Genomic DNA, 13,841 nt, shown 5'->3' on the forward strand with positions numbered 1-13,841 from the left:
GTGTAGCGCCCTCATCCGTTCGTGTGGACCGACACTCGACGCGCTCGCCGTACCGCTAGGGTTTCCGGGTCGCGAGGAGACGAGACATGACCGACGCGCGTCCCGTTCCCGGCCGGTGGCCCGTGCTCGGGCACACGGTGGCCCTCCTGCGCGACCCGCTGAAGCTCTTCACTTCCCTTCCGTCGCACGGAGATGTCGTCGAACTCCGCCTCGGGCCGTTGCCGGTGCACGTGGTCACGACCCCGGATCTCTCCTGGCAGGTCCTCGCCACCGACGCCGACAAGTTCGACAAGGGCCTGGTCTTCGACAAGATGCGCCCGCTCTTCGGCGACGGCCTGGCCACGTCGAACGGCGAGGTCAACCGCCGTCAGCGCCGCCTGGTGATGCCCGCCTTCGGCCGGACGCGGATCGCGGGGTACGCCGAGACCACGATGACGAAGCTGGCCGACGAGCTGGCGAGCTCGTGGCAGCCGGGCGAAGTCGTCCAGTTCGACCGGCGGATGCAGGACCTCGTGCTGACGATCGCCGGCCAGACGCTTTTCTCGACCGCGCTCGGCGACGAGGCACTGGCGGAAATCCAGCATTCGATTCCGATCATGCTGAAATACGTGCTGATCCGCGCTTTTTCTCCGAAATTCGTGGAGAAACTGCCGATTCCGCCGAACCGGAAGTTCGACGCCGCGGCCGCGCGCCTGCGGGACGTCATCGGCGAAACCGTCGTCGCCGCCCGGGAACAGGGCGCTGACCACGGTGACCTGCTGTCGATGTTGCTGCTGGCCCGCGACGAGGACACCGGCGAGGGCATGTCCGACCGGCAGGTGCACGACGAGGTCATCACGATCCTCACCACCGGCGCCGAGACCACCGCCGTCGCGCTGGCCTGGTTCTTCCACGAGCTCGGGCAGCACCCGGAGGTCGAACGGCGGTTCCACGCGGAGGTCGACGCGGTCCTCGGCGGGCGGCCCGCGCGGTTCGAGGACCTGCCGGACCTGGTTTACACGCAGCAGATCGTCAACGAGGTCGTGCGCCGCACCCCGCCGCTGATCCTCATGCGCCGCGCCCGCGAAGACGTCGAGCTCGGCGGCGTCACCATCCGGGCGGGCACCGAGGTCGCGGTCAGCCAGCACACCCTGCACCGGGACCCGCGCTGGTTCCCCGATCCCGGTCGCTTCGACCCGGATCGCTGGACGCCCGGCGAGACCGCGGAACTGCCGAAGGGCGCGTACATCCCGTTCGGCGCGGGCGCGCGGCTGTGCCCGGGGCACGTGTTCGCGCCGACGGAGATCGGCATCGTCGCCGCCACGATCGGGGCGCGGTGGCGGCTGGTTCCGGTGCCGGGCAAGAAGGTCCGTGCCCAGCTCAAGGCCACCATGCAGCCGAACCGGCTGCCGATGACGGTGGTGCCGCGGACCTGACGGTGTCCGTTCGGCTACCGGGTGTAGTGTTTCCGAGTTCGTTCACCTGTCCGAGTCCAGAGGGAGTGCGGCGTGAAGCTGCCCGTCAAGGTGACGTCAGCCTTGTTCGCCTGCGGAGTCCTGCTCGCTTCGCTGACCGCCGCGATGCCCGCCGAGGCCGCCGCGATCTCGTGCACCGACACGGATCTGCCGGTCGGCGGTCCGGGTCTGCCGCCGCTGGTGCCGGGCGCGCCGGCGACCATGCACGGCAGGTTGTGCCTGCCCGCCGGCGACGCGCCGGACACCGTTCAGCTGCTGGTGCACGGCGGGACGTACAACAGCGCGTACTGGGACCTGCCGTACCAGCCCGAGCGCTACTCCTACCAGCGCGACATGGCCGCGCACGGCTACGCGACCTTCGCCGCCGACCAGCTCGGCGCCGGCCGGAGCAGCCGTCCGCTGAGCCTGCCGCTGTCGGTCTGGGCGGCGGCGGAGTCGACGCACGAGGTGGTCGGCCACCTGCGCGCCGGGCACGTCGGCGGTGTGCGGTTCGCGAAGGTCGTCATCGTCGGGCACTCGGTCGGGTCCGGGGTCGTCGCCGTGGAGGCGTCGACCTACCACGACGTCGACGGCGTGGTCCTCACCGGCATCACGCACCTGCCCGCGCTGCCGGTGCTCGCGATCGGCGCGGCGCTCGGCCTGCAGCCCGCGCTCCTCGACGGTCAGCTCGGCCGGCTCGGCAGCGACCCGCTGTACTTCACGACGAGGCCGGGCGCGCGAGCCGGGCTGTTCTACGACACCGGTGACGCCGACCCGGCCGTGATCGCCGCCGACGAAGCCACGAAAGACCAGGTTTCGGTGCCCGGGATGGGCACGGTCGCGCTGTTCGGGATCGTGTTGCCGGCGACGAAGGGAATTACCGTACCGGTTTTCCAGGTGGTGGGGGAAAAGGACGTTCTTTTCTGCGGCCTGCTCGCGCTGCGTGACTGTTCGGACGCCGGCGTGCTGCGAGCGCAGGAGGCGCCGTATTACGCCGACCCGTCGAAACTGTCGATGTACGTCCTGCCGGGTGCCGGTCATTCCGTTGCGTTGCACGAAAACGCGGCGGACTACCGCGACGCCACCCGGTCGTGGCTGCGGGATCGCCTGGCGATCACTCCGCAGGGTTATCACTCGATTGGATGAATGCTGTTTCGTGCACCGGACGCAATTTCGCGCCAAGATATATCGGCTACCCGACCGGAGTGTTTACTGGACCCCAGGACAGGCTGAGGTGACTGCTCCCCATCCCCGCGGTGACGACCCGCGGAAGAAGCCGTCCGCCGAACGTGCGGCGAGACGGCTCGCCACCTTGGCGCGCAAGTGGGGCTACCTGATCAGCACGACCGCGTACCTGCCGCACACGCCCGAGGAGATCGAGCGCGAGCTGGCGGTGCTGATCGGCCGGCTGTTCGACGCGATCGCGAGCGACCCGCCGGAGCTCGGCGAAGCCGCCGCCGCGGGCGCGCGCCTGGTCGAACTGCGCTGTGTCGGGGCGGACAGCCTGCGCCGCAGCCTGGAGGTCCTCGGCAAGGCCCTGCTGCGCGAGCCGGAGCTGCGTCGCGTCGACGGCCTGGCCGAGCGGGTCGTGCTGGTGCTCGGAGCGCTCAGCTCGGGCTACGGCGAAACGTTGCGCGAAGACATCCAGAAGCGCCAGGAAGGCCTGAGCCGCGCGCTGCTGAAGGTCGAGCAGGAGACGCGGCAGAAGCAGGTCATCACGCGCGCGCAGTTCGAAGAGGTGTTCGCCGGCTCGGCCAGCGGCGTCGCGCTCACCGAGCTGGACGGCCGGGTGCTGCGCGCCAACGCGGCGCTCGCCAAGACGCTCAACCGCACGCCGGCCGAGATCGCCGCGATGTCGCTGTTCGACCTGGTGCACCCGGACGAGGTCGAGCAGCTGCGGGAGGCCTACGGGGAGCTGGTGGCCGGCCGGCTGCACCGGCTGCGCGTCGGACGCCGGCTGGTCGGCAAGGACGGCGAGCCGATGTGGGCCACCTTCGCCGCGTCGGTGATCCGCGACGCCGTCGGCGCGCCCCGGCAGCTGATCACCATCGTCGACGACGACACCGAGGTGTCGCTGCTGCAGCGGCGCCTGTCCCACCAGGCCCTGCACGACGTGCTCACCGCGCTGCCGAACCGGCAGTTCTTCAGCACCCGCCTGGAGAACCTGCTGCGCGACGCCGACGCGTCGCGGGGCGTCACGCTCTTCCACCTCGACCTCGACGGCTTCTCGCAGATCACCGGCGGGCTCGGCCAGGACCTCGGCGACCGCGTGCTGCGCGGCGTCGCGGCGAAGCTGAAGGCGGTGTTCGACGGCGAGAAGGCCCTGATCGCGCGCCTCGGCGGCGACGAGTTCGGCGTGCTGGTGCAGAACACCGAGGACACCCCGGGCGTCCTGACGCTCGTCCGCCGCATCACCCACGAGCTGGCGGAGCCGGAGTACGTCGACGGCGACCGCGGCGTCGCGGTGTCGGCCAGCATCGGTGTCGTCCACCGGCCGCCGCGCGACATCACGCCGGCCGAGCTGCTGCGCGCGTCCGACCTGACGCTGCGCCGCGTGCAGCGGGCCGGCGCCCAGTGGGGCCTGTTCGACCGCGAGCTGGACCGCCGCGACCGCCACGACTTCGGGCTCGCCGCGGCGATGGCGGGTGCCTGGGAGAACGGCGAGATCGAGGTCGGCTACCGGCCGCTGGTGGCCGCGGCGGACGGCTCGGTCCAGGGCGTCGAGGCGCGGCTGCGCTGGACCCACCCGGTCGAAGGCGTGCTGTCGCACGAAACGTGCGTCCGGCTGGCGGCGGAGACGGGACTGGCGCTGCCGCTGGGCATGTGGCTGCTGCGCACGGCGGCCGAGCGCGTCGCGGCGGCCGACGGCACGCTGCCGCTGACCGTCGAGCTGACCGCGCACCAGGCGACCGACCCGGAGCTGGTCGGCGAGATCCGCGGCGTGCTGGAGGCGACCGGCCTGGCGCCCGCGCGCCTGCGGCCGGGCTTCCCGGCCGCGACGCTGCTCGCCGACTCCGGTGACGCGGCCGACAACCTCAAGGTGCTGGCGGAAATCGGCGTGGGCGCGGAGATCCACGAGTTCGGCGCGGCGGCCGACGTGACGTGCCTGGTCGACATGCCCACGCGTACGGTGCGTCTCTCGGCCGGCGTGCTGGCCCACCGCAACCACCCGCTGGTGGCGGGCTCCCTGGCCGCGTTGGTCGACGCGGCCCACCAGGCGGGCGCGGCGGTGTCCGTGACGGGCGTGCACGACCACGCTCAGGCGGAGTGGTGGCAGGAGCGCGGCGCCGACGTGCTCTGCGGCCGGCTGTACGCGTCCCTGCCGGTCGCTCTGCCGCCCTGCTGAGCCTTCAGATCCGCACGAGCACCTCGTCGAGGGACTTGCGCCGCAGGTCCGGCACCACGCAGTCGTCGGCCGGGTAGCCGACCGGGATCACCGCGAAGGCCCGTTCGTTGCGGGGCCGGCCCAGCAGCTCGCCCAGGAACCGCATCGGTGACGGCGTGTGCGTCAAAGCCGCCAGGCCGGCCACCTGCAACGCCGTCAGCAGCATGCCGACCGCGATGCCCACCGACTCGTCGACGTAGTAGTGCTTGTGCACGCCGCCGTCGTCGTCGAGGGCGAACCGTTGCTGGAACACGACGATCAGGTACGGCGCGTCGGTCAGGTGGGGCTTCACGGCGTCCGTGCCCAAGGGCCGCAACGCGTCGAGCCACTCGTCGCCGAGGCGGCCGTCGTAGGAGATCCGCTCCTCCGCCTCGGCGGCTTCCCGGATCGTCCGGCGCACCGCGGGGTCGGTGACGAGGACGAACGTCCACGGCTGCTGGTGCGCGCCGCTGGGGGCGGTGGAGGCCACCGCGATCGCGTCGAGGACCGCGCGCTCGGGGACCGGGTCGGGGGAGAACATCCGGACCGAGCGCCGGGCTTCCATCCGCTGCCGCAGGGCGGCGGCCTCGGCGACGGCTTCGGCGGCGGGGACGCGGGACGGCCGGTACGGGACGGGGCGATACGTCATGCCCGGATTGTGGCGGGGGACACCACCGGGCCAGCAGGGCCGAACGTACGATTTCCGCGACTGCCGCGTCCGATATACGGACAGTAAGGTCAACCTTGCCTCGATTATTACGCTGAACGGCGCAATATAACTAGGCCGAATGGTCCTGTCGCGCGAAGTGACCTCCTCATTACCCTCCAGTAGTCAGTGGTGCCGATCACAGTCGCCGGAGGAGGCCCCATGGCGTCGCGCGTCCGAGGACCCGGCTCCGAAGACCGGCGCGCACTGCGGCTCAGGCACATCGCCGGCTGCCTCTCCTGCACCCTCAAGTGCGGGTACTGCGGCCTGCCCGTCCGGCTCACCGGGCCGGGCGACCACCCCGGCTACGGCGTGGTCGAAGAAGTCATCGGGGAACTGGTGCTGCTGCACCGGTTCTGCCGCGCCGCGCTCGGCTGCGGGACGCGGGGGTGCGTGCTGCGGCGCGCCCACCTCGGCCGCGCGACCGAGCGGTACGAAACCGGCCATCGCCGTCCCGGGCGCTACCAGCGCCTCGGCGTCCGCCGGTCGCCCGACCTCGATCTGTACCGGAAACACTGGCGGGTCGCGAAGATGCGGTACGCGTGCAAGGCGTGCCGCTACTACACCGGCTCGCACTGAGCCGATCCTCGAAGTACGACCGGAGGACCCGTGCTCGTTCGTCTCATCCTCGGCCTGCTCATGACGGTCGTCGGCCTCGCCGTCGCCGGCAAGCGGGTCGCGTTCCTCTACCGGCTGATCAAGGCCGGTCAGCCCGACACCAAGCGGTCGGACGACCTGGGCGCCCGGATGTTCGCGCAGGTGCGCGAGGTGTTCGGCCAGCGCAAGCTCCTGAAGTGGTCGGTGCCCGGCCTGGCGCACTTCTTCACGTTCTGGGGCTTCGTGATCCTCGCTTCGGTGTACCTCGAGGCGTACGGCGCGCTCTTCGACGAGAAGTTCGCGATCCCGTGGATCGGCCACTGGGCGGTGCTCGGCTTCCTGCAGGACTTCATCGCCGTCATGGTGGCCGTCTCGCTGGCCGTGTTCACGGTGATCCGCATCCGCAACGCTCCCGCGCGCAAAGACCGCGCGTCGCGCTTCTACGGCTCCCACACCGGCGGCGCGTGGCTGATCCTCTTCATGATCTTCAACGTCGTCTGGACGATGTTCTTCTTCCGCGGCGCCTCTTCGGCGTCCGGCAACTTCCCGTACGACAGTGGTGCGTACGTCTCCCTCGGAGTCGGGAACCTCCTCGAGCCGCTCGGGCACTCGACGACCGAGGTGCTTGAGACGATCGGCCTGATGCTGCACATCGGCGTCATGCTGGTGTTCCTGTCGATCGTGCTCTACTCCAAGCACCTGCACATCTTCGTGGCGCCGATCAACGTCTCGGCGAAGCGGCTGCCGGACGCGCTCGGCCCGCTGCTGCCGATGGAGTCCGCCGGCAAGCCGATCGACTTCGAGGACCCGGGCGAGGACGACACGTTCGGCCGCGGCAAGATCGGCGACTTCACGTGGAAGGGCATGCTCGACTTCTCGACGTGCACCGAGTGCGGCCGCTGCCAGTCGCAGTGTCCCGCCTGGAACACCGGGAAACCGTTGTCGCCCAAGCTGCTCATCATGAGCCTGCGCGACAACCTGTTCGAGGAGGCGCCCTACATCCTCGCCGGCACCGAGCACGAGGAGGCGCGCCCGCTCGTCGGCTCGGAAGCCGACAACGGCGTCATCGACCCGGACGTGCTCTGGTCGTGCACCACCTGCGGCGCGTGCGTCGAGCAGTGCCCGGTGGACATCGAGCACGTCGACCACATCGTCGACATGCGCCGCTACCAGGTCATGATCGAGTCGGCGTTCCCGACCGAGCTGGGCGGGCTGTTCAAGAACCTGGAGACCAAGGGCAATCCCTGGGGCCAGAACAACTCGGAACGCCTGGCCTGGACGAAGGACCTCGACTTCGACGTCCCGGTGTTCGACGGCGAGCTCGCCGAAGACGTCGAGTACGTGTACTGGGTCGGCTGCGCGGGCGCGTTCGACGACCAGGCCCGCAAGACGGTCCGCGCCACGGCCGAGCTGCTGCACATCGCCGGCGTGAAGTACGTGGTGCTCGGCAAGGAGGAGTCGTGCACGGGCGACCCGGCGCGCCGCGCGGGCAACGAGTTCCTCTTCCAGATGATGGCGCAGCAGACGGCGGAGACGCTCAACGCGGTGTTCGAGGGCCGTGAGCCGAAGCTGCGCAAGATCGTCACGACGTGCCCGCACTGCCTCAACACGCTCGGCCGCGAGTACCCGGACCTGGACGGGCACTACGAGGTCGTGCACCACACGCAGCTGCTCAACCGTCTGGTGCGTGGTGGCCAGCTGACGCCGGTGAAGGCGGTCGAAGACGGTCCGAAGGTGACCTACCACGACCCGTGCTACCTCGGGCGCCACAACAAGGTCTACACGCCGCCCCGCGAGCTCGTGGGCGCGACGGGAGCGACGCTCGAGGAGATGCCCCGCCACGCCGACCGCGCTCTGTGCTGCGGCGCGGGTGGAGCGCGCATGTGGATGGAGGAGCAGATCGGCAAGCGCATCAACCTGGAGCGCGTGGACGAAGCGATCGCGACCGACGCGGAGACGATCGTGACGGGCTGCCCGTTCTGCCGGGTGATGCTGACCGACGGGCTGGTGCAGCGGCAGAGCGAGCAGAAGGCGGAGAACGTCGATGTCCGGGACGTGGCCCAGTTGCTCTTGGAGCGGGTGAAGACCCCGGCGCCGAAACCCTGACCGCTACCGGTCGACGGCTTTGACCGTCGCGCAGAACCCTTCGATGGCGGCGAGGTCCTGCTTCGGGACCTCGTCGCCGGAGAAGTGCATGAGGTCGTTCCGGATCCGGCGCGCGTCCTTGAGCAGGCCGAGGAACGCCTGGTGGTCGAGCGGCCAGTTCAGCAGGTCGAAGTGGCGCTGCTCCTCGAACAGGCGCACGTAGTTGCCGAAGGTCGGGTTCCCGTTCGCCCACGGGGGCGCGACCTTGTCGACCAGCTCCTCGGGCAGGCTGCGTTTGGTCTGGCGCCGGAGCCGCAGCTCGGCTTCTTCCAGGAGCGAGAACGGCCGGGCGAGCGCGCCGAACTGGCGGGCGAGGTCGTGGGCGGTCACGACCCCGATGAGCTTCCGGCGGTCCTCTCCCCGGACGAAGACGTAGCCACGACGGTAGATCTCCTCGATCTGCTCGAAGAGCTCGTCGTCGAAGTCGACGACCCGGACCTGGGTGGTGGCGTCCCGCAACGTCGGCGCGGCGCTCGCCAGGCGGGCCCGGCCGATCGACTCCCAGCTGACCGCGCCGACGCAGAACCCGTCGTCGTCGGTGACCGCCAGCTGCGAATAGTTCTTGGCCAGCATGAGCGTCACCGCGGTGGCGAGGGGCTTCCCGGCCGTGACGGCCTCGACGGCGGGCTCGTCCGGCAGGACCGCGCGCACCATCCACTTGGTGGGCAAGTCGTCCTGAGCCTCGGCTTCGGGTGGATCCGGCACCGGGTCGGCGGTGCCCGGCTCGTCGGCGAGCGGGACCAGCTCGACGACGGCGTCCATCCGGGCCGAGGTGAACGGTGGCCGGGTCGTGACGCCGTGCTCGGCCAGCTCGGACCGCACGGTCACCAGCGAGGTCGCGGTGCGCCGCCGGTAACCCCATCGTGACAGCAGGGTCCGCACAGTCAGCTTCACCGGTGCCGCACCGGTCTCGACGGCTTCCCACAGGTCGGTCCGGGCCGCGTCGGGATCGAGGTTCGCCGACGCGTGCTGCCAGCCCGGGTCCGCCCGGCCGGCCGCGACTTCGGCGATCCGCCGGGCGGCGTCGTGACGGCTCAACCGGCAGACGGTGAGCAGGGAACCGAGGCTGCCGCGCAGGTCGGGGCCGAACTCGCCGGGCTCGACGTCCGTCCGGAGCCACTGGACCGGCCGCGCGTGCCGGCAGTCGTCGCTCGCGCCGGGGCGGTAGTGGTACTGCCCGGTGATCTCGCCGATCGCGAAGCGCCGCACGGTCTTGAGCGGCATGACGACGAGATCGCCCTCGCTCATCTCCCGGTAGAAGCGCCACAGCTGGCCGGCCCAGTTCCCGAGCACGGCGGGGGAGCGGTGCGGGTAGCACTCCCGGAGCCCCGCCTTGAGCGCTTCCTTGTCGTCGAACCGGCCGAGCGCGGGGACGCCGCCCCATCCGACGATCGAGAGCCCTTCGGCGAGGGACTCCTGGTCGCGCTCGCCTTGCCGGCCCGCGCGGACTTGCCAAGCTGACTTCATCGTTCTCCCGGTTTCCTGGGCACCCAACTGGCCTACGCACCCCTGTCGGTGGGAGGACGGTGATCGTCGCCCGAACGCCGGCCGGTTCACCCGTTCGCCGCGCATCTTCACGCCCCCGTGCCGCTCTGTCCGTCGGGGGAAGCGAGGGGAGGGGCGATGGAACACCAAGCGACCATCGAGACGCTCGGAGGCGCCGTCGCGCGGCTGGAGGTGCGGCGGGGCTCCTGGCTGGTCGGGCGCGCGCCCGAAGCGCACCTGAAGCTCTATTCGGACCGGGTGAGCCCGCGGCACGCGTGGCTCCGGCGTGACGCGCGCGGGACCTGGGTGTCCGACGCCGGCTCGCGTGCCGGCACGCTCGTCAACGGCCAGGCACTGGCGCCGGGGCGGGCGCGGCTGCTGCACGACGGCGACCGGGTGTCCTTCGGGTCCATCACCACCGTGTACTCCGACGTCGGCGCGGCCGCGGGAGGGCAGCCGGTGTTCGCCGCCGTGCCGACCGAGCGGAAGGGCACGGTCGCGCTGGTGGCCGGACCGGTCCTGGTCGTGACCGGCTTCGCGCTCGGCGCGGCGCGGGTGTTCCGGCACTTCGGCGCCGGGCCGGAGTTCGGGGTCACGCTGCTGGTCGTGGGCCTGGTCGTGTCGGTGCTCGGAGTGGTCCTTGCGCGCCGGAGCCGGGCGCGCGGCAAAGGGGTCTGACGCGCCTCGAGCGACGTCCCGGGGGAGCCTTCCCCGGGGCGTTTTCGTTGCGCCGTACGGGTGGCCGCGCGGTGAACCTCGCGTGGCCACCGGTGAAAAACGTTCCGGACACCCTCCTATTCGGACGACTTCCCCCGCAGGTCGCGGCGATGCCGGTGACCGTCCGACTACACCCCGTCAGACTCCCCGGTGCGTTTACAACGTTCCGGCAACCGCCTTGACAGGGCCTGTGGTACGTACCACTCTAACCCCAACATTGGTCTACACCATTTGGGGCGCTTGGCCACGGTGGCCAGGCAGGGAAAGGACGGCATCGAGTGAAGCGCTGGCTCAAGCTGGCGGCGGGCGCCGCCGCACTCACGCTCGCGACCGCAGGGTGCGCGGGCTCCAGCGGCTCGGACACGGCCGCTTCGTCGAGCGGCGCTCCCGCGCAGCTCAGCGGCACGGTGACGGTCTGGCTGATGACGGGCTCCGCGCCCGCCACCCTGACCGACGCGCTCAACAAGGAGTTCGAGGCGGCGCACCCCGGCGTCAAGGTCAAGTACGAGGTCCAGCAGTGGGACGGCATCCAGCAGAAGCTGACCACCGCGCTGGCCGGCGGCACCCCGCCGGACGTCATCGAGATCGGTAACACGCAGACCGCGGCGTTCGCCTCGAACGAGGGCGTCCTCACCGATCTGACCGCCGACAAGGACAGCTTCAACGGCGCGCAGTGGCTGAAGGGCCTCGCCGACTCGGGCACCTACGACGGCAAGATCTACGGTGTCCCGTTCTACGCGGCCAACCGCGAGGTCATCTACCGCAAGGACATGTTCGAGCAGGCCGGCATCACCAAGACGCCGGCGTCGAACGACGAGTGGATCGACGCGATCACCAAGCTGAAGACGAAGTTCGGCTCCGACCCGGACTTCCAGGCCCTCTACATGCCGGGCCAGAACTGGTACTCGCTGCTGTCCTTCATCTGGGACAACGGCGGCGACATCGCGCAGCCCGACGGCAAGAACTTCAAGGCGACGCTGGACAGCGCCGGTGCGAAGGCGGGCCTCGAGTTCTACAAGAAGCTCGTCGACACCTCCGGCACCAAGGCGCCGAAGGACGCGGACGAGGCCAAGCCGCAGCAGGCGACCGTGTACGGCGCCGGCAAGGTGGCCATGATGATCGGTCTCCCGTGGGAGGTCGCGACGGCCGCGAAGACGGACGCGAGCCTGACCGACAAGACGGGCGCGTTCGCGATCCCGGGCAAGACCGCCGGCCAGAGTGCCCCGGTCTTCCTGGGCGGCTCCAACCTGGCCATCCCGGCCAACAGCAAGAACGTGGCCGCGGCCAAGGAGTACATCAAGCTGCTCTCCAGCCCGAAGTACCAGAGCCAGCTCGCCGCCGCCGGCGTCGTGCCGGGGACGTCGACCGACCTCACCGGCCTGGACAAGGACCCGATGGGCAGCGTGATGGCCAAGGCCTCCACCAACGGCAAGGCCGTGCCGGCCAGCCCGAAGTGGGGTGACGTGGAGTCCGGCCAGAACCCGGTCAAGGACATGCTGACCGCGTACCTGACCGGCAAGAAGACGCTCGACCAGGCGACCGCCGACGCCAACGCCGCGCTGAACAAGCTCATCGGCGGATGACAGCGACCGCCAATGTGACGATGCCGGCGGGGGCGACCCCGCCGGCATCGCCGCGCGACCCGCGGGTCAAGAAGCGCAGGCGGGGCCGGTTCGGCGACCGGGTGCTCCCGTACCTGCTCCTTCTCCCCGCGCTCGCCGCGATCCTGGTGCTGCTCGCCTGGCCGCTGGTCCAGGTGCTCGCCATCAGCTTCCGCAAGCTCGACATCGGCCAGCTCGTCTCCGGCAAGACGGTCTGGATCGGGTTCGACAACTACTCGAACACGCTCTCGGACCCGGAGTTCTGGACGGTCACCTTCCGGACCCTGGTCTTCACCGCCGCCATCGTGGCCGCCACCATCCTCGGTGGCCTGCTGCTGGCGGTGCTCATGCGCCACCTCGGCCCGGTCGTGCGGATCATCGTGCAGGTGACGCTGGTGCTGGCCTGGGCGACGCCGGTGATCGCGACGACCACGGTGTTCCAGTGGATCTTCGACGAGCAGTACGGGATCCTCAACAAGACCCTCGACCGGCTCGGGTTCCACGGCTTCATCGGCTTCTCGTGGTTCTCCAGCGGTCCCAGCACACTGACGGTGATCGGGCTGCTCATCGTGTGGCAGGCCGTGCCGTTCGTGACGTTCTCGCTGTACGCGGGCATCATCGGCGTCTCGCGCGAGCAGTACGAGGCCGCCGGCATCGACGGCGCCAGCGCGTGGCAGACGTTCCGCGCGGTCACCTGGCCCGCCATCAAGCCGATCACCACGATGGTGACGTTCCTGTCCGTGCTGTGGGACTTCAACGCGTTCGCCCAGATCTGGGCGATCCGCGAAGGCGGCCCGGACGGCGGAAGCACCACCCTGGCCGTCGTGCTCTACCTCAAGGGCATCGCGGGCAACCACTTCGGTGCGGCCGGCGCCATCGCGACCTTGATGCTGATCGTGCTCGCGCTCATCACGGGCCGGTACATCCAGCTGCTCACCCGGACCCGGGAAGGTGATCTGAAGTGAGGAAATCGCTCTCGCAGCGGATCGTGCTCTCGGTGGTCGGCGTGCTCGTCGCGCTGGCGATCGTGTTCCCGACGTACTGGATGTTCGTCACGTCGCTGCGCACGCCCGGCGAGATCCTCTCGCCCAAGTACGACCTGATCCCGACGTCGATCTCGTTCGGCAACTTCAGTACCGCGCTGGGCAAGGACAACTTCCCGACGTACCTGCTCAACAGCCTGATCGTCACGGTCGGGTCGGTGCTGTGCGCGCTGGTCGCCGGGACCCTGGCGGCGATCCCGCTCTCGCGGCTGCGCTTCACCGGCCGCAAGGGCTTCCTGGTGCTGGTGATGGTGGCGCAGCTGGCGCCGGTGTCGGCGCTGTTCATCCCGCTGTTCCTGCTGATGCGGGACGCCGGGCTGCTGAACACGCTGCCGTCGCTGCTGCTGATCTACTTCGCCACCACGCTGCCGTTCACGGTCTGGATGCTCTACGGCTTCGTCAACGGGATCCCGTACGAGCTGGAAGAGGCCGCGATGATCGACGGCTGCAGCCAGACCGGCGCGTTCCGCCGCGTCACGCTGCCGCTGCTCGGCCCGGGGCTCGTCACGACGTCGGTGTTCAGCTTCATCACCGCGTGGAACGAGTACCTCTTCGCGCTGGTCTTCATCCAGGACAAGCCGAAGGAGACGCTGCCGGTGTGGCTGGCGTCGTTCCGCACGGCGTTCGCCACCGACTGGGGCGGCGTCATGGCCGCGTCGGTCATCTACGCGATCCCGGCGCTGGTGTTCTTCCTGCTCGTGCAACGCAAGCTGGTGTCCGGCGCGACCGCCGGCGCGGTGAAGGGATAGC

At 70.2% G+C, this 13,841-nt stretch carries 11 protein-coding genes; 9 read left to right on the forward strand and 2 right to left on the reverse strand.

Annotated elements, in window-relative coordinates:
- Positions 1 to 86 precede the first annotated feature (86 nt).
- From ACZ7OU_RS29940 to ACZ7OU_RS29950, 3 genes are all read left to right on the forward strand, one after another.
- Positions 87 to 1,415, forward strand: coding sequence for a cytochrome P450 (locus tag ACZ7OU_RS29940; protein WP_470257771.1), 1,329 nt, complete (start codon positions 87 to 89; stop codon positions 1,413 to 1,415).
- A gap of 78 nt (positions 1,416 to 1,493) precedes the next feature.
- Entirely contained in the window at positions 1,494 to 2,579 is a 1,086-nt protein-coding gene (locus tag ACZ7OU_RS29945; protein WP_470259012.1) for an alpha/beta hydrolase, read from the forward strand.
- Between the two features lie 88 nt (positions 2,580 to 2,667).
- Positions 2,668 to 4,779: a putative bifunctional diguanylate cyclase/phosphodiesterase gene (locus ACZ7OU_RS29950; protein WP_470257772.1), complete on the forward strand. Its 2,112-nt coding sequence runs from the start codon at positions 2,668 to 2,670 to the stop codon at positions 4,777 to 4,779.
- Between the two features lie 4 nt (positions 4,780 to 4,783).
- Here ACZ7OU_RS29950 and ACZ7OU_RS29955 read toward each other — a convergent pair whose 3' ends face one another.
- Complete coding sequence (locus ACZ7OU_RS29955; RefSeq protein WP_470243775.1) at positions 4,784 to 5,446, reverse strand: nitroreductase family protein; 663 nt, start codon at positions 5,444 to 5,446, stop codon at positions 4,784 to 4,786.
- A 219-nt stretch (positions 5,447 to 5,665) separates the two neighbouring features.
- Here ACZ7OU_RS29955 and ACZ7OU_RS29960 point away from each other — a divergent pair, with 219 nt between their 5' ends.
- Together ACZ7OU_RS29960 and ACZ7OU_RS29965 are read left to right on the forward strand one after the other, a co-directional pair.
- A complete protein-coding gene (locus ACZ7OU_RS29960) occupies positions 5,666 to 6,082 on the forward strand; it encodes a hypothetical protein (protein WP_470243776.1) in 417 nt (138 codons plus the stop codon).
- A gap of 30 nt (positions 6,083 to 6,112) precedes the next feature.
- On the forward strand, positions 6,113 to 8,206 hold the full coding sequence (locus ACZ7OU_RS29965) for a (Fe-S)-binding protein (protein ID WP_470257773.1): 2,094 nt from the start codon (positions 6,113 to 6,115) through the stop codon (positions 8,204 to 8,206).
- A gap of 3 nt (positions 8,207 to 8,209) precedes the next feature.
- Here the strand turns inward: ACZ7OU_RS29965 and ACZ7OU_RS29970 are convergent, their stop codons facing one another.
- Entirely contained in the window at positions 8,210 to 9,712 is a 1,503-nt protein-coding gene (locus ACZ7OU_RS29970; RefSeq protein WP_470257774.1) for a CBS domain-containing protein, read from the reverse strand.
- Positions 9,713 to 9,868: 156 nt separating this feature from the next.
- Here ACZ7OU_RS29970 and ACZ7OU_RS29975 point away from each other — a divergent pair, with 156 nt between their 5' ends.
- The 4 genes from ACZ7OU_RS29975 to ACZ7OU_RS29990 all read left to right on the forward strand — a co-directional run bounded on the left by ACZ7OU_RS29975 (position 9,869) and on the right by ACZ7OU_RS29990 (position 13,840).
- On the forward strand, positions 9,869 to 10,408 hold the full coding sequence (locus ACZ7OU_RS29975) for an FHA domain-containing protein (protein WP_470257775.1): 540 nt from the start codon (positions 9,869 to 9,871) through the stop codon (positions 10,406 to 10,408).
- Between the two features lie 317 nt (positions 10,409 to 10,725).
- Positions 10,726 to 12,030: a sugar ABC transporter substrate-binding protein gene (locus ACZ7OU_RS29980; RefSeq protein WP_470243780.1), complete on the forward strand. Its 1,305-nt coding sequence runs from the start codon at positions 10,726 to 10,728 to the stop codon at positions 12,028 to 12,030.
- On the forward strand, positions 12,027 to 13,013 hold the full coding sequence (locus tag ACZ7OU_RS29985; RefSeq protein ID WP_470243781.1) for a carbohydrate ABC transporter permease: 987 nt from the start codon (positions 12,027 to 12,029) through the stop codon (positions 13,011 to 13,013). Before ACZ7OU_RS29980 ends, ACZ7OU_RS29985 begins: the two co-directional genes overlap by 4 nt.
- Positions 13,010 to 13,840 carry a carbohydrate ABC transporter permease gene (locus ACZ7OU_RS29990; protein WP_470243782.1) on the forward strand — a complete coding sequence of 277 codons (831 nt, stop codon included), beginning with the start codon at positions 13,010 to 13,012 and terminating at the stop codon, positions 13,838 to 13,840. The genes ACZ7OU_RS29985 and ACZ7OU_RS29990 overlap by 4 nt, the downstream gene beginning before the upstream one ends.
- Position 13,841 lies beyond the last annotated feature (1 nt).

This window comes from Amycolatopsis sp. NPDC114505, from assembly GCF_055633615.1.